This window comes from Flavimobilis soli, assembly GCF_002564025.1.
In the GTDB taxonomy this organism is placed as follows: Bacteria; Actinomycetota; Actinomycetes; order Actinomycetales; family Cellulomonadaceae; genus Flavimobilis; species Flavimobilis soli.
This window is the reverse complement of sequence record NZ_PDJH01000001.1, coordinates 792,716-815,801: the sequence shown is the minus strand read 5'-3', so window position 1 is coordinate 815,801 and position 23,086 is coordinate 792,716. Positions and strand designations below refer to the sequence as shown.

Genomic DNA, 23,086 nt, shown 5'->3' with positions numbered 1-23,086 from the left:
GCGAGCGTGAGGTCCTCGGACGGCACCCGGCCGTCCCCGCTCGCAGGAGGACCCATGAGCTCGACCATCACCGTGCGCGGATGGGTCGGCAACAAGCCGACGCTGACCCGCACCGCCAACGACCGCGTCTTCACGACCGTCCGCGTCGCCTCGACGCACCGCTACCGCGACTCGCGCAACGAGTGGGTCGACGGCGACACGCAGTGGTTCAGCGCGGTGTTCTGGGACGACGCCGCCGAGAACGTCGCCCGCTCGGTGCGGCAGGGCGAGCCCGTCGTGCTCACCGGCCGCCTCGTCCTCGAGCGCTGGGACAGCGAGGAAGGCCCGCGCTCGTCGCTCGGCGTGCGCGGGGCGACGCTCGGTCACGACCTCACGCGTGGCATCGCCCAGTTCACGCGCTGCGTGCGTACCGCCGGGGCGGGCTTCGAGCCCGCGCCGCCCGGCGACCGTGCCGCGGACCCGTTCGCCACGCCCGAGACGCCGGACGTGAGCGAGCAGGACGCCCCGCCGGCGGACGTCGACGAGGCCGCGCTCGACGCGTCCGCGGAGGTCGGGGAGGAGCTCGGAGCATACGAGCCTGCGACCGCGTAGGCTTGGGGGGTCTGTGCGTCGCCCGTCGACGCCTGCGCGCCCGGCGACGAGCCGGGCCGCACGGGCGGCGGCGGGCACGGCACGCCCCGACGCGTGCGACGCTCACCCCTCACGATCACAAGGCGGTCCAAGAATCCGTGGCTGAGTTCATCTACACCATGTACAAGGCGCGCAAGGCGCACGGTGACAAGGTCATCCTCGACGACGTCACGCTGAACTTCCTCCCCGGGGCGAAGATCGGCGTCGTCGGCCCGAACGGTGCCGGAAAGTCCACGATCCTCAAGATCATGGCCGGTCTCGAGCAGCCCTCGAACGGTGAGGCGCGCCTGTCGCCCGGCTACAGCGTCGGCATCCTCATGCAGGAGCCGGAGCTCAACGAGGAGAAGACCGTCCTCGGCAACGTCCAGGAAGCCGTCGGCGAGATCAAGGCGAAGCTCGACCGCTTCAACGAGATCGCCGAGCTCATGGCGACGGACTACTCCGACGAGCTCATGGAGGAGATGGGCAAGCTCCAGGAGGCGATCGACGCCGCCGACGCGTGGGACCTCGACTCCCAGCTCGAGCAGGCGATGGACGCCCTGCGCTGCCCGCCCGGCGACATGGACGTCAAGGTCCTCTCCGGTGGCGAGCGTCGCCGCGTCGCGCTGTGCAAGCTCCTCCTCGAGAAGCCCGACCTGCTGCTCCTCGACGAGCCCACCAACCACCTCGACGCCGAGTCGGTGCTGTGGCTCGAGCAGCACCTGACGACGTACCCCGGTGCGATCCTCGCCGTCACCCACGACCGCTACTTCCTCGACCACGTCGCCGAGTGGATCTGCGAGGTCGACCGTGGCCGTCTGTACCCCTACGAGGGCAACTACTCGACCTACCTCGAGAAGAAGCAGGAGCGCCTCCAGGTCCAGGGCAAGAAGGACGCGAAGCTCGCCAAGCGACTCAAGGAGGAGCTCGAGTGGGTCCGGTCCAACGCCAAGGGCCGCCAGACCAAGTCGAAGGCTCGTCTCGCCCGCTACGAGGAGATGGCTGCCGAGGCGGAGCGCACCCGGAAGCTCGACTTCGAGGAGATCCAGATCCCGGCGGGTCCGCGCCTGGGTTCGGTCGTCCTCGAGGCCACGAACCTGCAGAAGGGCTTCGACGGGCGCCAGCTCATCGACGGCCTGAGCTTCACGCTCCCGCGCAACGGCATCGTCGGCGTCATCGGCCCGAACGGTGTCGGTAAGACGACGCTCTTCAAGACGATCGTCGGCCTCGAGCCGCTCGACGGCGGCGACCTCAAGATCGGTGAGACCGTCTCGATCTCGTACGTCGACCAGTCGCGCGGCGGCATCGACCCCAAGAAGACCCTCTTCGAGGTGGTCTCCGACGGTCTCGACTTCATCAAGGTCGGCAACGTCGAGATCCCGTCGCGCGCGTACGTCGCGTCGTTCGGCTTCAAGGGCCCGGACCAGCAGAAGCCTGCCGGCGTGCTCTCCGGTGGTGAGCGCAACCGCCTCAACCTCGCGCTCACGCTCAAGCAGGGCGGCAACCTGCTGCTCCTCGACGAGCCCACCAACGACCTCGATGTCGAGACCCTTGGCTCGCTCGAGAACGCTCTCCTCGAGTTCCCCGGCTGCGCCGTCGTGGTCTCCCACGACCGCTGGTTCCTCGACCGGGTCGCGACGCACATCCTCGCGTACGAGGGCACGGAGGAGAACCCGGCCAGCTGGTACTGGTTCGAGGGCAACTTCGAGTCGTACGAGCAGAACAAGGTTGAGCGTCTCGGTGTCGAGGCGGCGCGTCCGCACCGCGTGACGCACCGTCGCCTCACCCGCGACTGACAGTCCTCAGCAGGTCTGACGCAGGCCCGGCAGCGCAAGCGCTGCCGGGCCTGCGTGCGTCTGCGACCGTAGGGTGAGGTCATGACGGCTGGTGCGACCTCCTCGCGGACCGACGGGCCGGGCGGCGTCGTCCGGGCGCTCGAGGACGTGCGGGCCGCGGTCGACGAGCTCCGGCTCGACCTCCCAGCCCCCGGCGCTCAGGACGCGACCGCGCTGCGCGCCGACCTTCTCGCCCGGATCGACGACCACCTCCTGCCGCGCGCCCGTTCGGCGGACGCGCCCATGCTCGTCGTCGTCGGCGGGTCGACGGGCGCGGGCAAGTCGACGCTCGTCAACTCCCTCGTCGGGGCGCCCGTGAGCCCGTCAGGCGTGCTCCGCCCGACGACGCTCGCCCCCGTCCTGGCGCACCACCCGCAGGACGCGCACTGGTTCGCGGACGACCGCGTCCTGCCCGGCCTGAGCCGGGCGGGCGCGCAGGACCCCGTGCCGGCCGACTCCGTGCACCGCACGCTGCGGCTCGTGCCGACCGACGCCGTCGGGCCGGGATACGCGCTGCTCGACGCGCCCGACGTCGACTCGGTCGTCGCCGAGAACCGCGACCTCGCTGCCCAGCTTCTCGCGGCGGCCGACCTGTGGCTCTTCGTCACGACCGCCGCCCGCTACGCCGACGCCGTCCCGTGGGACCTCCTCGACGCCGCGGCTGAGCGGCGCACGCAGGTCGCCCTCGTGCTCAACCGCGTCGACGCGCACGCGCGCGCCGCGATCACCGAGCACCTCGAGGGCATGCTCGCCGAGCGCGGCCACGCGGGCGCACGCGTGTTCCCGGTCGAGGAGACGCGGCTCACCTCGGGAGTGCTCGGCCCCGAGCACCTCGTGGGGCTGCGGGGCTGGCTCGGCGCCGTCACCCAGCCGGAGGAACGCCGCCGCGTCGTCGCTGCGACGTTCGACGGTGCGGTCGAGGACCTCGGCCGGCGGCTCACCGACCTCGCCGGCGCGGCGGGGGAGCAGGTCGCCGCCCGTGACCGCCTCGCCGCCGTGCTGACGCGCGAGCAGGAGGCGGCTGCGACTCAGGTCGCTCGTGCGACGGCCGACGGCGCGATGCTCCGCGGCGAGGTGCTCGCCCGGTGGCAGGACTTCGTCGGCACGGGCGACTTCCTGCGGCGCGTCGAGCAGGGCGTCGGGCGCGCACGTGACCGGATCACCGCGTTCTTCCGCGGCCGCACCGCTGACGCACCCGCGGTCGCTCGCGCCGTCGGGCACGACCTCGAGGCCGTCGTCCTCGACGCCGTCCACGGCGCGGCCGAGCGCACGTACGACGCGTGGCGCGCCGACCCGGCGGGCCGTGACCTCGCCGAGGGACTCGCGCGCGGCGGGCCCCAGGTCCGCGAGCACGTCGCCGAGCAGGTGCGCGCCTGGCAGGGCGACGTGCTCGAGCTCGTCTCGACGCAAGGGCAGTCCACGCGCGGCCGCGCCCGCGCGCTCTCCTTCGGCGTCAACGGCCTCGGTGTCGCGCTCATGGTCGTCGTGTTCGCCTCGACGGGAGGGCTCACGGGCGCGGAGGTCGGCATCGCAGGCGGCACCGCCGTGCTCGCCCAGCGCCTCCTCGAGGCCGTGTTCGGGGACGACGCCGTGCGCAGGCTCGCCGTGAACGCGCGCGAGCGGCTCGACGCGCGCGTGCGGACCGTCCTCGAGGCCGACGGCGTGCGGTTCCAGTCCCGCCTCGACGCGCAGCGCGTCGACGCCGACGCCCCGGCACGGATCGAGCGCGCCCGCGACGCTCTCGCCCGGGCGCGTGCCGACCGCGGAGAGGCGCGGTGAGCAGCGCACGGCGGGACGTGCCCGCCGACGCGAGCGAGGGCGTGCTCGGACGTGTCGAGGCGCTCGAGGAGGCGTGGCTCGCGGGACGGGACGTGCTCGCGGACGCCGACCCCGGGCTCGCCCGCGACGTCGAGGAGCTGCTGCCCAGGGTGCGCGAGCGTGTCGCGCTCGGCGCCGACCGCACGGTCGTCGCCCTCGCCGGGTCGACCGGCTCGGGCAAGTCCTCCCTGCTCAACGCGGTCGCCGGCGCGGAGGTCGCGCGCCCGGGGGTGCTGCGCCCGACGACGTCCCGCGCCGTCGCGGCCGTGTGGCCCGGCAGCAGCCCGGCCGCGCTGCTCGACTGGCTCGAGGTCACGCAACGCACCTTCGTCGACGGCGAGGAGGGAGCGGACGGCCTCGTCCTGCTCGATCTCCCGGACCACGACTCGGTCGTCCCCGAGCACCGCGTCCGCGCGGACCGCCTGCTCGCCCGCGCCGACCTCATGGTCTGGGTGACCGACCCGCAGAAGTACGCCGACGCCGCTCTCCACGAGGGCTACCTGCGCGGCTTCTCCGGATACGAGGGCGTGGTCGTCGTCGTGCTCAACCACGCCGACCGCCTCTCCGACGACGACCGCGAGACGTGCCTCGCCGACCTGCGCGAGCGTGTCGCCGAGGACGGCCTGCCGAACGCGCACGTCCTCGCGACCTCCGCGACCGAGGGGCTCGGCGTCACCGAGCTCAGGGGCCTCGTGGCCGACGCCGTCCGACGGCGTCAGGCGATGGCGGCACGCCTTCTCGAGGACGTGCGTGCGTGCGCGCGGCGCATCCTCGAGCTGACCGAGCCGCCGAGCGACGCTCCCAGGCTGTCCGGCGGGGTTGACGACCGCCTTGTGCAAGCCCTGCTCGGGGCGAGCGGCGCGGAGACGGTCGTCGACGCCGTCGGGCTCTCGGCCCGCCGCCAGGTGCGGACGACCGCCGGGTGGCCGGTCACGCGATGGGTCGCGAGCCTGCGCGCCGACCCGCTCCGGCGGCTGGGACTGCGGCCCGACCCGGACGGGGAGCGTCCCGACGCCGCCACCACGGAGGTGCGCCGCTCGTCCATGCCCAGGCCCACCGCCGCCGTCCGCGCCCGGACCGCCGAGGCTCTGCGCGAGCACGCCGACGGTGTCGCTCGCGCGCTGCCCGAGGCCTGGCAGCCGACAACCGCCGCGCGCCCCGACCCGGACGTGCTCGCGGACGCCCTCGACCAGGTCGTCGTCGCCGCGCCCCTCGGTTCGCCCGGACCGCCGCGCTGGGCGCGCGCGCTCGGCTGGGTGCAGACGCTCCTCCTCGTCGTCGCTCTCGCAGGGCTCGCGTGGCTCGCCGCGCTCGCGGGGCTCGACGCGTTGCGCCTCCCCGCCCCCGACGTCTCGTGGCACGTGGGCGACGCGACGTTCCCGTGGCCGACGACCCTCGCCGTCGGCGGCCTGGCAGCCGGCGCGCTCGTGGGCGCGATCGCGGGCCTGTTCGGCCGCACCACGGCCGCGCGTCGCCGTCGCCAGGCACGTGCCGCGCTCGAGGCAGGCGTCCGCGGCGTCGCCGAGGCAACGGTGGTCGGGCCGGCGCGGGCACGCCTCGACACGTGGCGAGCCTGCCGCGCGGCAGCCGAGCGCGCGGCGTCCGGTCCTACGCGGCGACGCTCGCGCATGGCCTAGCGTGAAGGCATGACCCGCCTGCACATCCCCGTCCAGCTGCGCTGGTCGGACATGGACGCCTACGCCCACGTCAACAACGTCGAGATGCTCCGCCTCCTCGAGGAGGCCCGGATCGAGGCGTTCTGGCGCCACCCCGCCGTCGAGGGAGACCCGGCGGGCACGCCCGTCGCGCGCCCCACCGCGGTGCTCGACGCGTCGCCCGGCGCGGAGACGTTCACGCTCGTCGCGCACCAGGAGATCGAGTACCTCGCGCCGCTCGCGTACCGGCGCGCGCCGGTGATCGTCACGTTGTGGCTCGGGCGGCTCGGCGGCGCGAGCCTCGAGATCTGCTACGAGGTCACCGACGACGCGGGCACCGTCTACGCCCGCGCGGCGACGACGATGGTCCTCGTCGACCCGAAGACCGGCACTCCGCGGCGCATCGGCGACGCCGAGCGTGCTGCGTGGGAGCCGTTCGTCGAGGAGCCCGTCGCCTTCCGTCGCGGCCGCCGGTGACGACGTGGCGGTCCTGATCGACCCGCCCGCCTGGCCGGCGCACGGCACCCTCTGGGCACACCTCGTCTCGGACTCCTCGCTCGACGAGCTGCACGCCTTCGCGGAGTCTGCGGGCGTCCCGCGGCGCGCGTTCGACCTCGACCACTACGACGTCGCCGCCGAGCGGTACGAGGAGCTCGTCGCCCGTGGCGCCCTCCCCGTGTCCGGACGGGACCTCTCGCGGCGGCTCGCGGCGTCGGGCCTGCGCGTCCCGGGACGCGAGCGGCGCGAGGCGCGCCGCGCGTCCCTCTCGGTACGCTGGGAGGCGCTGCTGCCGGGCGCGCCGGAGGTCGGGGAGGTGCTGCTCGACCGCTGGCACGAGCCGCACCGCGCCTACCACGGCCCCGGTCACCTCGCGCAGGTCCTGCGCGCGGCCGCGATCGTGGAGCCGGACGTGCCGCGTCCTGTCGCGCTCGCGCTGTGGTTCCACGACGCGGTGCACGACGGCGTCGCGGGCGAGGACGAGGAACGCTCGGCCGCGCTCGCACGGGAGCTGCTCGTCGGGCTCGTCCCCGCCGACGAGGTCGGCGAGGTCTCGCGCCTGGTCCTGCTGACGGCCGACCACCGGGTCGCAGCCGACGACGCGCACGGCGCGCTCGTGTGCGACGCCGACCTGTCGATCCTCGGCTCGGACGAGGCCGGCTACGCGCGTTACGTCCGCCAGGTGCGTACCGAGTACTCGCACGTGCCGGACGAGGCCTTCCGCGAGGGCCGCGCTGCGGTGCTGCGCTCGCTCCTGGGCCTCGGGCGCCTGTTCGCCACGGACGAGGGAGCGCGGCGGTGGGAGCGGGTGGCCCGCACGAACCTGGAGCGCGAGCTGGCCGGGCTCGTCGCGGGGGAGGCGGGCCCGTCCCGCTGAGCGGAAAGCGTCGTCTCACGCGGGCGCGGGGTGGGCCGAACGTCCTCTACGGACGGGCGCAGGAGTGCCGAGGGTAGAGGTATGAGCATCACGACCGACGACGTTCCCACGAGCCTGCTGGACGAGGACGACCTCCCGCCCTTCTGGGACTGAGCACACCCACCTGCGGACGGCGAGGCTGCCGTCCGTGACAAGAGCGTGGTCGGCGTCAGCTGACGTCGGGCACGCGGATCATGCCCTCCTGGGCGATCGACGCCACGAGCGTGCCGTCCTGCGCGAAGATGCGCGCGGCACCGAGCCCGCGGCCGCCCGACGCGCTCGGCGAGCTCTGCACGTAGAGCAGCCACTCGTCGGCCTGCACGTCCCGGTGCCACCACATCGCGTGGTCCAGGCTCGCGATCGACAGGCCTCGCGTGGCCCAGCCGAGGTTCGCGCGGCGCAGCACCGGCTCGAGCATGAGCTGGTCGCACGCGTACACCGTCATGGCGCGGTGCATGAGCTGGCCGCCGGCGACGGGGCCGCGGGCGCGCAGCCACACCATCTGCCGGTCGTCCCCCTCCCGGTCGGGCGACAGGTAGAGCGAGCCGTTGACGTGCCGGATGTCGAACGCGGCCTGGCTCGTCCAGAACTTCGCGACCGGGTGGTCGAGCGAGCCGAGCTTGTCGACCGCCGACTCGACGGACTCGGGGGAGGGCGCGTCGGGCATCGTCTGCGCTTCGTCGATCCCGGGCTGCACCTCCTGGAAGGAGGCCGTCATCGTGAGGATGGGCTTGCCGTTCTGCACGGCGTGCACCTGGCGCACGCTGAAGGAGCGGCCGTCGCGCATGCGCTCGACGTCGAAGGTGATCGGCTCGTCGAGGGCGCCGGGGCGCAGGAAGTAGCCGTGCAGCGAGTGCGGCGGGCGGTCCTCGGGCGTCGTCGCGCCGGCGGCGAGGAGGGACTGCGCGAGGACCTGGCCGCCGTACACGCGACCGTTGAGCTGGGGCAGGCTCGAGCCGACGAACGTGTCGTCGCCCGTGCGGTCGAGCTCGAGGACGGCCTGGAGGTTGCGGAAGGGCTCTGCAGCCTCGGTCGGGGTCTGGCTGCTGGTCTCGGTCATCGGTGCCTCAGTCGTCGAACGTGTTGATCATCGAGTGCGCGGCGCGCTCGACGTAGTCGAGCATCTCGGCCTCGTGCAGGGGGGAGAGGCGGACGCTGCGCACCGCAGCGGTCATGTGGGTGATCCAGCGGTCCCGGGCGAGCGGGTTGACCTTGTACGGCATGTGCCGCGCGCGCAGGCGAGGGTGGCCGCGTCGCTCGGAGTACGTCGTCGGGCCGCCCCAGTACTGCTCGAGGAACATGACCATGCGCTCGTTGGCGGGCCCGAGGTCCTCCTCGGGGTACATGGGGCGCAAGACGTCGTCGTTCGCGACACCTTCGTAGAAGGCGTCGACGATCCGCTGGAAGGTCTCGTGACCTCCCACCGCTGCGTAGAAGGAGTCGTCAGTCACCGGACGATCTTCCCACGCCGGCTCGGGCACGAGTCCGAGGCGGGCGTCACACCCCGGGCGCGCAGGCGGCGCTCGCGGTGGGCTAGAGCCCGAGCTCGGCGAGCTGGGGGAGGCGGGCGCGCACCGCGGTGCGCGCGGCCTCGGCGGTCTCGGCGTCGAGCGCGAGGCGGGCGACCTCCCTGCACTCCTCGAGCGTCACGGCGCCGAGCGCGGTCGCGATGTCGGGGATGGCGCGCGGCGTCATCGACAGCGACGTCACGCCGAGCCCGACGAGCACCGCGGCGAGGGACGCGTGCGACGCGGCCTCGCCGCAGACGCCGACCGGGCGGTCCTGCTGCGCGCCCGCGCGGCACGTCGCGGCGATCAGCTGAAGGACGGCGGGCTGCCACGGGTTGGAGAGCGCGGCGAGCGAGCCGAGCAGGCGGTCGGCGGCCATCGTGTACTGCGTGAGGTCGTTCGTGCCGATCGACGCGAACGACGCGCGCGCGAGGATCGGCCCCGCGAGCAGCGCGGCGCTCGGCACCTCGACCATGACCCCGGCCGTGTCCAGGCCGTGCCGGGCGCACGCCGCGACGAAGTCCTCGGTCTCGTCGACCGTCGACACCATCGGCGCCATGACCCAGACCTCGGCCTTCTCGGCGGCCGCCGCCTGGGCGATCGCCTCGAGCTGGTCGTCGAGCAGGCCTGGCCAGGTCGCTGCGGCGCGCAGGCCGCGGACGCCGAGCGCCGGGTTCTCCTCGTCGGGCGACGTGAGGAAGAGCAGCGGCTTGTCGGCGCCCGAGTCGAGCGTGCGCACGACGACCTTGCGTCCCGGGAACCGGGAGAGCACGCGGCGGTACTGCTCGACCTGCTCCTCGACGCTCGGCGGAGTCTCGCGCCCGAGGAAACAGAACTCCGAGCGGAAGAGACCGACGCCCTCGGCGCCGACGCGGGCCGCGGCCTCGGCGTCGTCGGGGTTGCCGATGTTGGCGAGGAGCTGGACGCGGTGGCCGTCGCTCGTGCGGCCCGTGCCGTCGAACGTGCGGTCGATCGCGGCGAGCTTGCCCGCCGCCTCGATCTGCTCCTGCGTGGGGTCGAGGACGACGACGCCCGAGGCGCCGTTGACGAGGACGGTCGCGCCCTCCTCGAGGGTCGCGCTCGCGCCGGCTGCGCCGACGATCGCGGGGATGCCGCGCGCGTTCGCGACGATCGCGGTGTGCGACGTCGGGCCTGCGCCGTCCGTGACGATCGCGAGGATGCGCTCGGGGTCGAGCGTCGCGGTCGTCGACGGCGCGAGGTCCGTCGCGACGAGCACGAACGGCTCCTGGCGGTCGGGGACACCGGGCGCCTGGCGGCCGGTGAGCTGCGCGACGACGCGGTCGCGCACGTCGTGCACGTCGCTCGCGCGTTCGGCGAGGTAGCCGCCGAGCGCCTCGAGCTGGGCCGCGACGGCGTCGGCGGCCTCCCACACGGCACGCTCGGGGACGAGGTGCTCCTCGACGACGCGACGGTGCGCGTCGGCGCTCAGGGTCGGGTCGGCCGCGATGGCGGCGGTCGCGACGAGGACGTCGGCTGCGTCACCCGTCGCGTGGCTCGCCGCCGCCTCGAGCTGCGCGACGACGGCCGCGACGGCCTCGGGGATGCGTGCCGCTGCGGCGGCGGTGTCGTCGCTCGGGCTCAGGCGAAGGCCGGCGGGCGGTTCCTCGATCGGCTCGGGGAGGTGCACGACAGGTCCGGAGACGATCCCGCGGCTGACGCCGATGCCGGTGATCGTCCGCTGCTCAGGTGCCGGGTTCACGGTGCCTCCGTTGCCTTCGTTGGCGGGTCGTCGAGGGGTGTGACCGTCCTCAGTGTCTCCCTTCGGCGGCGCTGCGCCAAACGACGGCACCGCACGCAGCGCAGGTGGTCGCCGTCTGCCCGCGCGCCCGTGGGGACGTAGGCTAGGTGAAGGTGCGTCGGCCCCAGGCCGGCCCGAAGCAGCAGGCCGCGAGGTCCGGGACGGACCCGGCGGCGACGGACGAACACGGGAGTGCGGACATGAGCAAGGCGGAGCAGATCCTGGCTGCCCTCGGCGGCGGCGAGAACGTGGTCGACCTCGAGCCGTGCATCACGCGGCTGCGCGTCGAGGTCACGGACCCGGCACAGGTCGACGAGGCTGGTCTGCGCGAGACGGGCGCTTTCGGCGTCGTGCGCTCGGGCCGGATCGTCCAGGTCATCGTGGGCCCCGAGGCGGACAACCTCGCTGCTGAGCTCGAGGGACTGCGCTGAGCATGGCGCGCGGACCGCTCGAGGTCGCGGCTCCGCTCGCGGGGACCGTCGTGTCCCTGGCCGATGTTCCCGACGAGGTCTTCGCGGCCGCGATGGTCGGGCCTGGCGTCGCGATCATCCCGGACGCAGGGCAGGAGCAGTCGGTCGTGGCGCCGGCTGACGGCGTCGTCGCGACGTCGTTCCCGCACGCGTTCGCGCTCGAGCTCGCCGACGGGCGCACGCTCCTCGTGCACCTCGGTGTCGGGACGGTCGGCATGCGCGGATCGGGCTTCGAGAAGGAGGTCGAGGCGGGTGCCGCGGTCAGCGCGGGCGACGTCATCGTCACCTGGTCGCCCGACGCGGTGACCGAGGCCGGTTACGCGGCCATCTGCCCGGTCGTCGCTCTCCAGGGCGACGCGACGGCGCTCGAGATCCTCGCGGAGCCTGGCACGAAGGTCGCCGCGGGCGACCCGCTCCTGCGCTGGAGCTGAGCAGGCAGACCTGACGAAGCCCTGGCCCCTTCGGGGGCCGGGGCTTCGTGCTTCCTGGGTCGAGGTGCGGGACGGTCGGGCCAGGCCCTGCTGTCGGGGCTCCGGCCCGCCGTGTGGCATCAGATCCGAGGGCACAGCCCGGCAGGCTCGATCCGGTGGGTTCAGACCGGCGGGCTGAGCCCACGGAGGGCTGAGCCCACGGCGGGCTCAGTCCGAAGTTGGCTCGGTCGTGCTCGCTGCCCCCGTCGTCGACGGCGTCGCCCCGGTCCTCGCGGCCGTGCTGGCAGCGCTGGGGCCGGCCTCGGCGCCGACGGGCGCGACGACGGTCATGCGCGTCGCCCCGACGAGCTCGACTCCGGCGTCGGTCAGCGCGGTGAGGCAGGCGAGGCGCAGGGCGCGGGCGACCTCGACCTGCTGCCCGGCCTCGCAGCGGACGGTCACGCGGAACAGGAGCGCTTCCCCGGACAGGTCCTCGATGCCGGAGACCTCAGGCTCGGCGAGGATGTGCGGGTTGAGCGCGCCGTCGGAGCGCACCTCCTCGGCGGCCTGCCGCAGCAGGCTGCGCACCAGAGGGACGTCGGAGCCGTACGCGACGCGGATCTCCGCCATCGCGCGGCTCCAGCCCTGCGAGTGGTTGCCGACCTTGAGCACCTCGCCGTTGCGGATGTACCAGAGGGTGCCGTCCGCGTCGCGCACCTTGGTCACGCGCAGGGCGACGGACTCGACGGTGCCGGTGACGGTGCCGAAGTCGACGACGTCGCCGACGCCGTACTGGTCCTCGAACAGCAGGAAGGTGCCGGACAGGAAGTCCTTGACCAGGCTCTGCGCGCCGAAGCCGAGTGCGACGCCCGCGACGCCGGCAGAGGCGAGGAGCGGAGCGAGGTTGATGCTCAGCTCGTCGAGGACGAGCAGCAGGATGATCGAGCCGATGACGATCGAGGCGGTCGAGCGCAGGACGGAGCCGAGCGTGCGGGCGCGGTTCGCTCGTCGTTCCGCGGAGATGGGGGTGACGCGGCGAAGGACGTTGCCGATCTCGTTCCGCGGCTCGCGCGCGAGGCGGTTGGTGACCCCGCGGATGATCCGTCGGACGGCGGCGAGCACGATCATGCCGACGACGAGGATGAGAAGGATGCGCAGCGGGGTCCCGACGAACCAGTCGAACCATTGCGACTCGACCTCGGCGCGGGTCGGCAGGTCGAGCTCTCCGGGCGTGGGCGAGGGGGTCGGCGTGTCGGCTCTGAGCATGCCTCAAGCCTAGGGCGAGGCGGACTGTGACCAAGATCACGTCCTGCGAATGGCGTAGTTGCGTAACGTTTCTGAAACTTGCACGCGGTTCGGGCGCCAAAGGCCCACGCGGAAGCTCCTAAGTCTGCAAAGATCGAGGGCGTGGAGCAACAAGCAGAACGAACGGAGTCGTTGCTGCGCCTCGCGAGGGAGTGCGGCGTTGCGACGGAGTACTGGTCTTTCGACGGGCACGAGCAGCAGGTCAGCGCTGACACCCTCGTGAAGGTCCTGGGCGCGCTGGGCGTCGACGCGACCTCGCCCGCGCGCATCGACGTCGCGCTCGCGCACGCCGAGGACGCGCCGTGGCGCGAGCCGCTGCCGCCGACGGTGATCGCGCGCCAGGGCCAGGCCGTGCAGATCCCCGTCCACGTCTGGGACGGCGAGCCCGTCGACGTGTGGATCGAGCTCGACCCCGAGGTTGGTGGGGGAACCCGCCCGACCTACCAGCAGGACGTCTACGTCCCGCCGCGCTGGGTCGACGGCCGCATGATCGGTCGGGCCACGTTCGAGATCCCCGGCGACCTGCCGCTCGGTTGGCACGTGCTCCGCTCGCGCAGCACCGACGGCGAGCACCGTGCGACCCTCGTCGTCACGCCGAACCGTCTGTCCCTGCCGCCGCAGCTCGAGCACGGCCGCGCCTGGGGCTTCATGTCGCAGATCTACTCGGTGCGCTCCGAGCAGTCCTGGGGCCTCGGCGACTTCGACGACCTCGCGGCCACCGCGTGGCGGTCGGCCTCCGAGCTCGGCGCCGACTTCCTGCTGATCAACCCCGTCCACGCGGGCGAGTCCGGCGTCCCCATGACGCCGTCGCCCTACCTCCCGACGACGCGTCGCTTCGTCAACCCGATCTACGTGCGCCCCGAGAACATCGAGGAGGCCGCGTACCTCACGGCGGCCGACCGCTCGCTCGTCGAGTGGGCCGCCGAGGAGGCGCACGCGCTCAACCGGTCCACGGACCCGATCGACCGCGACCTCGTGTGGACCACGAAGAAGGCCGCGCTCGAGGTCATCTTCGCCGCGCCGCGCTCCGCGTACCGCCAGGCGAAGTACGACCGCTTCAAGGCAGCCGAGGGCAAGGGCCTCGAGGACTTCGCGCTGTGGTCGGCGATCAAGGAGATCCACCCCGAGGAGGTGTGGCCCGACGAGCTCCTCGACATCAGCGGCCCCGCCGTCGGCGCCCTGCGCGAGCGCCTCGCGGACCGCGTCGAGTTCTTCTCGTGGCTCCAGTGGGTCGCGGACGAGCAGCTCGCCGCAGCCCAGGCCGCGGCTCTCGACGGCGGCATGTCGCTCGGCATCATGCACGACCTCGCGGTCGGCGTGCACCCGGCCGGCGCGGACGCGTGGACCATGCGTCACGTCCTCGCGACCGGTGCCTCCGTCGGCGCGCCGCCGGACATGTACAACCAGCAGGGCCAGGACTGGTCCCAGCCGCCGTGGCACCCCAAGGAGCTCGGCCGCGTGGGCTACCGCCCGCTGCGTGACATGCTCCGCACGGTCCTGCGCCACGCGGGAGCGATCCGCATCGACCACGTCATCGGTCTGTTCCGCCTCTGGTGGATCCCGTCGGGCTCGAGCCCGAAGGACGGCGCGTACGTGCGCTACGACCACGACGCGATCATCGGCATCCTCGCACTCGAGGCGCAGCGTGCTGGCGCGGTCGTCATCGGTGAGGACCTCGGCACGTTCGAGGGCTGGGTCCGCGACTACCTCACGGACCGCGGCATCCTCGGCACGTCGATCCTGTGGTTCGAGAAGGGCTACGACGGCAACGCGCTGCCGCCCGAGAACTACCGTCGCATGTCGCTCACGTCGGTCACGACGCACGACCTGCCCCCGACCGCTGGCTACCTCGCGGGGGAGCACGTCGAGCTGCGCGAGAGCCTCGGCCTGCTGCAGGCGCCCGTCCAGGTCGTCCGCAACGAGGCCCGCGCCGAGCGCGACGACATGATCCGTCTGCTCGCGAGCCGTGGCCTCATCGGCGACGACCCGTCGGAGCGCGAGCTCGTGGAGGCGCTGCACCGCCTCATCAAGCTCACCCCGTCGGTCCTCCTGGGTGTCTCGCTCGCGGACGCCGTCGGCGAGCGCCGCGCGCAGAACCAGCCGGGTACGGACCTCGAGTACCCGAACTGGAAGGTGCCGCTCGGAGACTCGACCGGCCAGACCGTCCTGCTCGACGAGCTGTTCGAGAACCCCCGCCTGCGCTCGCTCGCGGCGGTCATGAAGGACGCCTGAGAGCTCCCGCCGTACGACGACGGCCCGTCACCCGCGAGGGTGACGGGCCGTCATCGTCTCTGTGACAGGAACCGTCGCCCCCCTCCGCACGACGGATCGCTCGTGCGCACGCCTCAGGTGTGCCGACGGGCGACCCGTGGACGGGGGAGGAGGGCGCACAGCGAAAGATCGCCCGGGTGCACACGTGACGTGTGCACCCGGGCGATCCGTACGAGGGGCGTGGTCCGCTCAGGCCTGGGCGTCGACCGCCTGCGCAGCGAGAGCGCGCTCGACGTCGGCGAGACCCTCGACGACGAGGCGGCGCAGCGCCGGCGGCGCCACGCGCTCCGAGCCCTCCGCGTGCGCGTCGAGCCAGGCCTGCGCTGCCGAGTGCAGCTCCTCGTTCGCGAGGACGGCCGGGAAAAGGCCCTCGATGAGCTCCTCGGCGATGTGGTACGTCCGCGACTCCCAGATCGGGAAGAGCGACGCGAAGTACGTCTCGACGAACGGGGCGAGCAGCTGCGGGTCGTGCGCGGTGACGAAGCCGGCGGCCGTCGCGCGGATGATCGCGTTCGGCTTGCCCTCCTCGTCGACGACGCTCGACCATGCGGCCTTCTTGCCCTCGAGCGTGGGGATCGCCGCACGCGCGTGGGCGGCCTGCTGCTCGCCCGACGCCGTCGCGTCCGCGGCGAGCGCCGCATCGATCTCCGCCGTACCCGCACGTCCACCCGCGACGAGCGCGAAGAGCAGCTCCCAGCGCAGGTCCGTGTCGACCGTGAGGCCCTCGAGCTCGACCTCACCCGACAGGAGCGCCTCGACCGCGGCGAGCTGGCTCGGCGTCGACGCGACCTGCGCGAAGAACTTCACGAACTGGAACTGCGCGTCCGAGGCCGGGTCCGCGCTCTGCGCGAACGCCCACAGCGCGTCTGCGACCGCCTCGAGCGTCTGCTTACGACGCGCGGGAGCGACGTAGCTGCGGGCTGCGAGGACGACCTGGCCCAGGGTCGTGCGCAGCGTCGTCGAGCCAGTCTCCGACGGGATGTTGTTCACGACGAGCCGGACGAACTCGCTCGCCGGCACCTCGCCGTCGCGCGTCGCGTCCCAGAACGAGCCCCACACGAGAGCACGGGCCAGCGGGTCCGTGATCTCCGCGAGGTGCTCGACGGCGGTGGCGCGCGAGACCTCGTCGAGGCGGATCTTCGCGTAGGCGAGGTCGTCGTCGTTGAGGAGGACGAGGTCGGGGCGGGCAAGGCCCACGAGCTCGGGCACCTCGGTGCGCTCGCCCGCGACGTCGAGCTCGACGCGGTGCGTCCGGCTCAGGCCGTCATCGGTGAGCGTGTAGAAGCCGACCGCGAGGCGGTGCGGACGGATCGTCGGGTGCGACTCGGCGGCGGTCTGCAGGATCGCGAACGACTCGATCGTGCCGTCGTCCGCGGTCGTGATCTCGGGACGCAGCGTGTTGACGCCCGCCGTCTCGAGCCACAGGCGGCTCCACTCGCCGAGGTCGCGGCCGGACGCGGCCTCGAGCTCGCTGAGCAGGTCGCTCAGCTCCGTGTTGCCGAACTGGTGCTTGCGGAAGTACGCGGCGACGCCCTGCATGAAGGACTCGAGGCCCACCCACGCCACGAGCTGCTTGAGCACCGAGCCGCCCTTGGCGTACGTGATGCCGTCGAAGTTGACCTGGACGTCCTCGAGGTCGTTGATCGTCGCGACGATCGGGTGCGTCGACGGGAGCTGGTCCTGGCGGTACGCCCAGGCCTTCTCCATCGAGCCGAACGTCGTCCACGCGTCGGTCCACTCGGTGGCCTCCGCGGTCGCGAGCGTCGACGCCCACTCCGCGAACGACTCGTTGAGCCACAGGTCGTTCCACCAGCGCATCGTCACCAGGTCGCCGAACCACATGTGCGCGAGCTCGTGGAGGATCGTCACGACGCGTCGCTCCTTGACGGCGTCGGTCACCTTGGAGCGGAACACGTACGACTCCGTGAAGGTCACGCAGCCCGCGTTCTCCATCGCGCCCATGTTGTACTCCGGCACGAAGAGCTGGTCGTACTTCGTGAACGGGTACGGGAACTCGAAGTGCTTCTCGAAGAACTCGAAGCCCTCGCGCGTCTTCTCGAACACGTAGTCCGCGTCCATGTGCTCGGCGAGCGACGCGCGGCAGAACACGCCGAGCGGGATCGTGCGGCCGTCCGCGCTCGTCAGCTCGCTGCGCGCGACCCAGTAGGGGCCCGCGACGAGAGCGGTGATGTACGACGAGATGCGCGGCGTCGGCGCGAACTCGTACGTCGCCTTGTCGCCGTCGACAGCGGGCTCCGGAGTCGGCTCGTTGGACACGACCTGCCAGCCCGTCGGTGCGGTCACCGTGAACTGGAACGTCGCCTTCAGGTCGGGCTGCTCGAACACCGTGAACACGCGGCGGGAGTCCGGGACCTCGAACTGGGTGTAGACGTAGACCTCGCCGTCGACCGGGTCGACGAAGCGGTGCAGGCCCTCGCCCGTGTTCGTGTACGCGCAGTCGGCGACGACGCGCAGCTCGTTCTGCTCGGCGAGGTCTGCGAGCGCGATGCGCGAGTCGGCGAAGACCTCGGCCGGGTCGAGCGAGCGGCCATTGAGCGTGATCTCGCGGACGGTCGGCGCGACGAGGTCGATGAAGGTGCTCGCTCCTGGCGTCGCGGTGAAGCGGGCGACGGTCGTGGAGGCGAAGGTCGTGGGCCCGGTCGTGAGGTCCAGGTCGATCTCGTAGGACTGGGTCGCGACGATGCTGGCGCGTTCGGCGGCCTCGGCGCGGGTGAGGTTCTCTCCGGGCACTGCTGCTCCTCGGTTCGTCGCGAGCGGGCGCACGGCGCCTCGGCTCGCGGAGGTGGGTCGCCACGCGAAGGTGGACGTGGCGCTCTCGATCATCCCACGCGCGGCCCGTCGAGCTCTCGTGGAATATGGGTGCGGGACAGCACGTTCGGCCCGGTGAGACAGCACTCGTGCGACACCGACGACCCGAGGAGCACCATGACCGAGACCACGACCACCATGCCCGCCGCAGCACCCGTGCAGAGGGACGTCGCCGACTTCTGGTTCGACCCCGCGTGCCCCTGGGCGTGGATGACCTCGCGCTGGATCACCGAGGTCGAGAAGGTGCGCGACATCGAGGTGCGCTGGCACGTCATGAGCCTCTCCGTCCTCAACGAGGGCCGCGAGCTCCCGGCCGACTACCGCGCGATGCTCGACGACTGCTGGGGCCCCGTGCGCGTCGTCGTCGCCGCGAGCGTCGAGCACGGCGAGCAGGTCATCAAGCCCCTCTACGACGCGATCGGCACCCGCTTCCACCCGCAGGGCCGCACCGACCGTCGTGAGGTCGTCGCCGAGGCGCTCGCGGAGGTCGGCCTGCCGGCGTCGCTCCTCGACGTGTACGACTCCGACAGGTACGACGAGCAGCTGCGCGCCTCGCACGCCGAGGGCATCGCCAAGGTCGGGGAGGACGTCGGCACGCCCGTAGTCGCGTTCAACGGCACCGCGTTCTTCGGTCCGGTCATCACGCCCGCCCCCAAGGGCGAAGCGGCGGGCCGCCTGTGGGACGGCGTCGTCCTGGTCTCCGAGTTCGACGGCTTCTACGAGCTCAAGCGCACGCGCACGCAGGGCCCCGTCTTCGACTGACTCCACCTGCGCCGTCGGGCCCCAGCACCTACCCTGAGATGTGCGTCGGGCGGGGGCCGGGCCCGTCGGCGCGCCCTGAGACTACTGGATGCGAGCCCGGCGCAGGAGCGATGTCGATGAGTGCAGGACCGTCCCCCCGTCCGCGGCTGAGCAACGGGATGATCGCGTTCATCCTCGTGGACGTGGTCCTCGTGCTCGCGGTCGTCATCGTCGCGTTCGTGACGTTCCGGGGCCCGGGCGCTCCGTCGTCCCCGACGGCGACGAGCACGACGACGTCGAGCGCGACGCCGTCGGCGACCGCCGGCCAGGACGCCCCGGCGCCCGTCGAGCGGTCGGGTACGGCCCGGACGTTTGCGTCGCCGAGCGGCAACATCACGTGCACGATCGACGAGAACGGCGCGCGGTGCGGCATCGCGAACCTCGCGAACGACCCCGCCCCGGTCGAGGGCTGCGACGGAAGCGTCGGCCACGTCTACGTCGTGACGACCGCGGGCGTGCCCGAGGTGCCGTGCGTGCCGAAGAACGAGAAGCCGAAGAAGGCCGGCAAGAAGGTCGACGTCCTCGGGTACGGCGAGGTCGCGCGCGAGTTCGGCTACACGTGCACGAGCGAGGAGGCGGGCGTGACCTGCACCGACGACACGACAGGCCGTGGCTTCACGCTCGCCCGCGCGGGCGGCGAGATCCGCTGACGCGGCGAGCACGAGGTGCGGCAGAGCGGACTGAGGCCGCCCCGCCGGACCTCCCGGGCTGAGCCCGCTGGACTCCTCGAGAACGACGACGGCCCCGGACCTGGGCAAGGTCCGGGGCCGTCCTCACGCTCGTGTCACCAGATGCGCACGCGCTCCTCGGGGGCGAGGTAGAGCGCGTCGCCCTCCTGCACGTCGAACGCCTCGTAGAACTCGTCGACGTTGCTGACGATGCCGTTGCAGCGGAACTCGGCGGGGGAGTGCGGGTCGATCGCGAGCAGGCGGATCGCCTCCTCGTCGCGCGCCTTCGTCTGCCACACCTGCGCCCAGCCGAGCAGGACGCGCTGGGCGCCGGTCAGGCCGTCGATCACGGGCGCGGAGGAGAGATCGCCGCCGAGGGCGATCGTGTACGCCTTGAACGCGATCGACAGGCCGCCGAGGTCGCCGATGTTCTCGCCGATCGTGAGCGCGCCGTTGACGTGGTGGTCGGTGCCGGCGAGCTGCGCGGGTACGAACGCGTCGTACTGCGCGATGAGCGCCTTGGTGCGCGCCTCGAACTCGGCGCGGTCCTGCTCGGTCCACCAGTCCTCGAGGCGACCGGCGCCGTCGTACTTCGAGCCCTGGTCGTCGAAGCCGTGACCGATCTCGTGGCCGATGACGCCACCGATGCCGCCGTAGTTGACCGCGTCGTCGGCCTCCGGGTCGAAGAACGGCGGCTGCAGGATCGCGGCCGGGAAGACGATCTCGTTCATGCCCGGGTTGTAGTAGGCGTTGACCGTCTGCGGCGTCATGAACCACTCGTCGCGGTCGATCGGCTTGCCGATCTTGTTGAGCTCGAAGTCGAGGTCGAACGCGTTGGAGCGGCGGACGTTCCCGACGAGGTCGTTCGCGTCGACGACGAGCGCGGAGTAGTCGCGCCACTTCGTCGGGTAGCCGATCTTCGGGTTGAACGTGTCGAGCTTGGCGAGCGCCTTGACCTTGGTCTCCTCGCCCATCCAGTCGAGCTCGGTGATGGACTGGCGGTACGCCTCGATGAGGTTGGCGACGAGCCGCTCCATGTGGGCCTTGTGCGTGGGCGGGAAGTGCCGCTCGACGTAGACGCGGCCGACGGCCTCGCCGAGCGCTCCCTCGACGACGGAGACGCCGCGGCGCCACCGCTCGCGCAGCTCCTGCGCGCCGGTGAGGGTGCGGCCGTAGAAGTCGAAGTTCGCCTCGACGAGCTCGTCGGTCAGGTACGGGGCCCGGGCGGAGATCGCGTGGTACGCGAGCCAGAGGCGCCAGTCCTCGAGGTCCGCCTCCGCCCACAGCCGTGCGAACGCGACGGCGAAGGACGGCTCGCGCACGACGACGCGCGCGAACGTCTCGGCGGAGGCGCCGAGCGCCTCGACCCAGGCGGCCCAGTCGAAGCCGGGGGCCTGCTCGGCGAGGTCGCCGAGCGTCATCGGGTTGTACGTCGCCTCGGCCTCGCGGTCGCGCACGACGTCCCAGTGCTCGGCGGCGAGCAGGGTCTCGTGCGCGAGGACGCGCTCGCCCGCGGCCTGCGCGTCGCCCTCGGGGACGAAGCCGCCGAGGCGCAGCATGCGTCCGACGTGCGCCGCGTACGCGGTGCGGACCTCGGCGTACTGCTCCTCGCGGTAGTACGACTCGTCGGGCAGCCCGAGACCGGACTGCATGAGGTAGACGACGTACGTCTCGGGGTCGCGCGCGTCGTTGTCGACCCAGAACGACAGGCCGGACGCGGCACCGGTGCGCTGCAGCGAGCCCAGGACGCGGGTCAGCGTGTCACGGTCTTCGGCCGCGCGGACGGGGGCAAGGTCCTCCTCGAGCGGCGCGATACCGAGCTCGGCGATGCGGTCGGTGTCCATGAAGCTCGCGAACATCGCCCCGACCTGGGTGCGGGCGAGCGCCTGCGGGTCAGCGGCGTCGTCGGTGCCAGCGGCGGCCTGCTCGCCGGCCTCGACGATGATGTCGCGGACGTGCTCCTCGGCGCGATCGTGCAGCGCGCGGAAGGCTCCGTCGCGGGCGCGGTCGGCAGGGATCTCGTACGAGTCGATCCACCGGCCGTTGACGTGGCGGTAGAGGTCGTCCTGCGGGCGGGTGGCCGGGTCGAGCGCGTCGAGGTCGATGCCGGAGCGCAGCGCGGCGGATTCGTCGATCGTCATGCGACAACCCTAGGGGCGAAGACCCTCATCCGGCGTCTCGAGAGCGGCCCGCCGTCCTACGGGCCTGCACCCTGGTGCGGCACAATGGGCGCATGCGCGTTCACATCGCTTCTGACCATGCCGGATTCGCTCTCAAGACCCACCTGATCGAGCACCTCGGTGCTGCGGGCCACGACGTCGTGGACCACGGTGCGTTCGAGTACGACGCCGAGGACGACTACCCGGCCTTCTGCTTCTCGGCCGCCGAGGCCGTCGTCGCCGAGCCGGGCTCGCTCGGCATCGTCATCGGCGGCTCGGGCAACGGCGAGCAGATCGCCGCGAACAAGGTTCCCGGCGTCCGCGCGGCGCTCGCCTGGAGCGTCGAGACGGCGAAGCTCGGCCGCCAGCACAACGACGCGAACGTCATCGCGATCGGCGAGCGCCGCCACTCGCTCGAGGAAGCGACGACGTTCGTCGACGCGTTCCTCGCGGAGCCGTTCAGCGGCGAGGCGCGCCACCAGCGCCGCATCGACCAGCTCGCGGCCTACGAGGCGTCGCGCTGATCCCGATGCACACCACCAAGGTGGTGCCGCGTGCCTGAGGGGCACACGGTCCACCGCCTGGCGCGCACGTTCGACGAGCTGTTCGGCGGTGCGCCCGTCGCGGTGACGAGCCCGCAGGGTCGCTTCGCCGCGGGTGCGGCGCGCCTCGACGGCCGGGTGCTCGCGCACGCGCAGGCGTTCGGCAAGCAGATGTTCCTCGGCTTCGCACCGCGCGGCGCGGCTCCGGGGGAGCACGTCGCGGAGGGGGACGCGGACTGGTTGCGCGTCCACCTCGGCCTGTACGGCTCATGGACGTTCGCGGGCGACGGCTCGGTCGCCGTCGCGCACGCGATCGGCGCGCCGCGCAGGCGCGTCGGGGAGACCGAGACGGCGCTCCCGGACGTGCCCGACGACGTCGCGCACGTCGAGAGCGACGGTCCGTTCGAGCCCGCGCCGCCACGCGGGCAGGTGCGCGTCCGCATCCTCGGCGAGCATGCCGTCGCCGACCTCACGGGCCCGACGGCGTGCGAGGTCGTCACCGACGCCGAACGCCGCGCCGTTGTCGCGAAGCTCGGGCCCGACCCGATCCGCGACGACGCGGACCCGCAGCGCTTCGTCGACCGCGTGCACCGGTCGCGGACCGCGATCGGGCTGCAGCTCATGAACCAGGACGTCATCGCGGGCGTCGGCAACATCTACCGCGCCGAGGCGCTCTTCCGAGCCGGCCTCGACCCGTCGCTGCCCGGCACGGCCGTCCCGACGGACACGCTGCGAGCGTTGTGGGACGACCTCGTCGTCCTCATGCGCGACGGCGTGCGGACCGGGCGCATCGTCACGACGCGTCCCGAGCACCGCGGCCGCGGCCACGAGCTCGGGCACATGGACCCGCGGCGCGTGCGGCAGAACACCGACGGCGACCCGAGCGTGGTCAGCCGTGACGAGTCGTTCTACGTGTACCACCGCGACGGCCTCGCGTGCCGCGTGTGCGGCACGCCCGTCCAGGTGCGCGACGCCGCAGGTCGCAACCTGTTCTGGTGCCCGACCTGCCAGTCCTGAGCCCTGCCAGGCGCGC

Annotated in this window: 19 protein-coding genes; 13 read left to right on the top strand and 6 right to left on the bottom strand. The window is 72.7% G+C overall.

Annotated elements, in window-relative coordinates; translation table 11 throughout:
* Positions 1-54 precede the first annotated feature (54 nt).
* The 6 genes from ATL41_RS03720 (at position 55) to ATL41_RS03695 (ending at position 7,292) form a co-directional block, all read left to right on the top strand.
* On the top strand, positions 55-591 hold the full coding sequence (locus ATL41_RS03720) for a single-stranded DNA-binding protein (protein WP_098457270.1): 537 nt from the start codon (positions 55-57) through the stop codon (positions 589-591).
* 137 nt (positions 592-728) lie between these two features.
* Positions 729-2,405, top strand: coding sequence for an energy-dependent translational throttle protein EttA (ettA, locus tag ATL41_RS03715; protein WP_098457269.1), 1,677 nt, complete (start codon positions 729-731; stop codon positions 2,403-2,405).
* 81 nt (positions 2,406-2,486) lie between these two features.
* Positions 2,487-4,223 (top strand): dynamin family protein, encoded by a 1,737-nt coding sequence (locus ATL41_RS03710; RefSeq protein WP_098457268.1) that lies wholly within the window; start codon positions 2,487-2,489, stop codon positions 4,221-4,223.
* Positions 4,220-5,899 carry a GTPase family protein gene (locus tag ATL41_RS13140; RefSeq protein WP_098457267.1) on the top strand — a complete coding sequence of 560 codons (1,680 nt, stop codon included), beginning with the start codon at positions 4,220-4,222 and terminating at the stop codon, positions 5,897-5,899. Before ATL41_RS03710 ends, ATL41_RS13140 begins: the two co-directional genes overlap by 4 nt.
* A gap of 9 nt (positions 5,900-5,908) precedes the next feature.
* On the top strand, positions 5,909-6,394 hold the full coding sequence (locus ATL41_RS03700) for an acyl-CoA thioesterase (RefSeq protein WP_098457266.1): 486 nt from the start codon (positions 5,909-5,911) through the stop codon (positions 6,392-6,394).
* Positions 6,395-6,398: 4 nt separating this feature from the next.
* Positions 6,399-7,292 (top strand): DUF4031 domain-containing protein, encoded by an 894-nt coding sequence (locus tag ATL41_RS03695; RefSeq protein ID WP_098457265.1) that lies wholly within the window; start codon positions 6,399-6,401, stop codon positions 7,290-7,292.
* Between the two features lie 208 nt (positions 7,293-7,500).
* Here ATL41_RS03695 and ATL41_RS03690 read toward each other — a convergent pair whose 3' ends face one another.
* The 3 genes from ATL41_RS03690 to ptsP all read right to left on the bottom strand — a co-directional run bounded on the left by ATL41_RS03690 (position 7,501) and on the right by ptsP (position 10,559).
* Positions 7,501-8,391, bottom strand: coding sequence for an acyl-CoA thioesterase (locus tag ATL41_RS03690; protein ID WP_098457264.1), 891 nt, complete (start codon positions 8,389-8,391; stop codon positions 7,501-7,503).
* A gap of 7 nt (positions 8,392-8,398) precedes the next feature.
* Positions 8,399-8,782, bottom strand: coding sequence for a globin (locus tag ATL41_RS03685; RefSeq protein ID WP_098457263.1), 384 nt, complete (start codon positions 8,780-8,782; stop codon positions 8,399-8,401).
* Between the two features lie 82 nt (positions 8,783-8,864).
* Positions 8,865-10,559, bottom strand: coding sequence for a phosphoenolpyruvate--protein phosphotransferase (gene ptsP, locus ATL41_RS03680; protein ID WP_098457262.1), 1,695 nt, complete (start codon positions 10,557-10,559; stop codon positions 8,865-8,867).
* A gap of 239 nt (positions 10,560-10,798) precedes the next feature.
* Between ptsP and ATL41_RS03675 the strand changes: the two genes are divergently transcribed.
* The gene (locus ATL41_RS03675) at positions 10,799-11,029 is read left to right on the top strand and encodes a PTS sugar transporter subunit IIB (protein ID WP_098458908.1); all 231 of its coding nucleotides are present in this window, start codon (positions 10,799-10,801) and stop codon (positions 11,027-11,029) included.
* Between the two features lie 2 nt (positions 11,030-11,031).
* Positions 11,032-11,499 (top strand): PTS sugar transporter subunit IIA, encoded by a 468-nt coding sequence (locus ATL41_RS03670; RefSeq protein WP_098457261.1) that lies wholly within the window; start codon positions 11,032-11,034, stop codon positions 11,497-11,499.
* Positions 11,500-11,706: 207 nt separating this feature from the next.
* On the opposite strand, the gene ATL41_RS03665 is transcribed toward ATL41_RS03670, so the two are convergent.
* Positions 11,707-12,744: a mechanosensitive ion channel family protein gene (locus ATL41_RS03665; RefSeq protein WP_098457260.1), complete on the bottom strand. Its 1,038-nt coding sequence runs from the start codon at positions 12,742-12,744 to the stop codon at positions 11,707-11,709.
* Positions 12,745-12,885: 141 nt separating this feature from the next.
* Here ATL41_RS03665 and malQ point away from each other — a divergent pair, with 141 nt between their 5' ends.
* Positions 12,886-15,015 carry a 4-alpha-glucanotransferase gene (malQ, locus tag ATL41_RS03660; protein ID WP_098457259.1) on the top strand — a complete coding sequence of 710 codons (2,130 nt, stop codon included), beginning with the start codon at positions 12,886-12,888 and terminating at the stop codon, positions 15,013-15,015.
* Between the two features lie 228 nt (positions 15,016-15,243).
* Here the strand turns inward: malQ and pepN are convergent, their stop codons facing one another.
* A complete protein-coding gene (gene pepN / locus ATL41_RS03655; RefSeq protein ID WP_098458907.1) occupies positions 15,244-17,805 on the bottom strand; it encodes an aminopeptidase N in 2,562 nt (853 codons plus the stop codon).
* A gap of 195 nt (positions 17,806-18,000) precedes the next feature.
* Between pepN and ATL41_RS03650 the strand changes: the two genes are divergently transcribed.
* The gene (locus ATL41_RS03650; protein WP_281253858.1) at positions 18,001-18,645 is read left to right on the top strand and encodes a mycothiol-dependent nitroreductase Rv2466c family protein; all 645 of its coding nucleotides are present in this window, start codon (positions 18,001-18,003) and stop codon (positions 18,643-18,645) included.
* A gap of 116 nt (positions 18,646-18,761) precedes the next feature.
* A complete protein-coding gene (locus ATL41_RS03645) occupies positions 18,762-19,334 on the top strand; it encodes a hypothetical protein (protein WP_143556560.1) in 573 nt (190 codons plus the stop codon).
* A gap of 134 nt (positions 19,335-19,468) precedes the next feature.
* Here the strand turns inward: ATL41_RS03645 and ATL41_RS03640 are convergent, their stop codons facing one another.
* Positions 19,469-21,493, bottom strand: a complete 2,025-nt coding sequence (locus tag ATL41_RS03640; protein WP_098457257.1) for a M13 family metallopeptidase — start codon at positions 21,491-21,493, stop codon at positions 19,469-19,471.
* A 92-nt stretch (positions 21,494-21,585) separates the two neighbouring features.
* On the opposite strand from ATL41_RS03640, the gene ATL41_RS03635 reads away from it, so the two are divergent.
* Positions 21,586-22,035 (top strand): ribose-5-phosphate isomerase, encoded by a 450-nt coding sequence (locus ATL41_RS03635; protein WP_098457256.1) that lies wholly within the window; start codon positions 21,586-21,588, stop codon positions 22,033-22,035.
* A 30-nt stretch (positions 22,036-22,065) separates the two neighbouring features.
* Positions 22,066-23,070, top strand: a complete 1,005-nt coding sequence (locus tag ATL41_RS03630) for an Fpg/Nei family DNA glycosylase (protein WP_098457255.1) — start codon at positions 22,066-22,068, stop codon at positions 23,068-23,070.
* The last annotated feature ends 16 nt before the right edge of the window (positions 23,071-23,086 follow it).

Bases quoted from the DNA above. Each gene is read 5' to 3' on its own strand.
- ATL41_RS03635 (WP_098457256.1), top strand. From the start codon at position 21,586: ATGCGCGTTCACATCGCTTCTGACCATGCCGGATTCGCTCTCAAGACC.
- ATL41_RS03700 (WP_098457266.1), top strand. From the start codon at position 5,909: ATGACCCGCCTGCACATCCCCGTCCAGCTGCGCTGGTCGGACATGGAC.
- ATL41_RS03710 (WP_098457268.1), top strand. From the start codon at position 2,487: ATGACGGCTGGTGCGACCTCCTCGCGGACCGACGGGCCGGGCGGCGTC.
- ATL41_RS03645 (WP_143556560.1), top strand. From the start codon at position 18,762: ATGAGTGCAGGACCGTCCCCCCGTCCGCGGCTGAGCAACGGGATGATC.
- ATL41_RS03665 (WP_098457260.1), bottom strand. From the start codon at position 12,744: ATGCTCAGAGCCGACACGCCGACCCCCTCGCCCACGCCCGGAGAGCTC.
- ATL41_RS03640 (WP_098457257.1), bottom strand. From the start codon at position 21,493: ATGACGATCGACGAATCCGCCGCGCTGCGCTCCGGCATCGACCTCGAC.
- ATL41_RS03675 (WP_098458908.1), top strand. From the start codon at position 10,799: ATGAGCAAGGCGGAGCAGATCCTGGCTGCCCTCGGCGGCGGCGAGAAC.
- ATL41_RS03690 (WP_098457264.1), bottom strand. From the start codon at position 8,391: ATGACCGAGACCAGCAGCCAGACCCCGACCGAGGCTGCAGAGCCCTTC.
- ATL41_RS03720 (WP_098457270.1), top strand. From the start codon at position 55: ATGAGCTCGACCATCACCGTGCGCGGATGGGTCGGCAACAAGCCGACG.
- ATL41_RS03650 (WP_281253858.1), top strand. From the start codon at position 18,001: ATGACCGAGACCACGACCACCATGCCCGCCGCAGCACCCGTGCAGAGG.
- ATL41_RS03670 (WP_098457261.1), top strand. From the start codon at position 11,032: ATGGCGCGCGGACCGCTCGAGGTCGCGGCTCCGCTCGCGGGGACCGTC.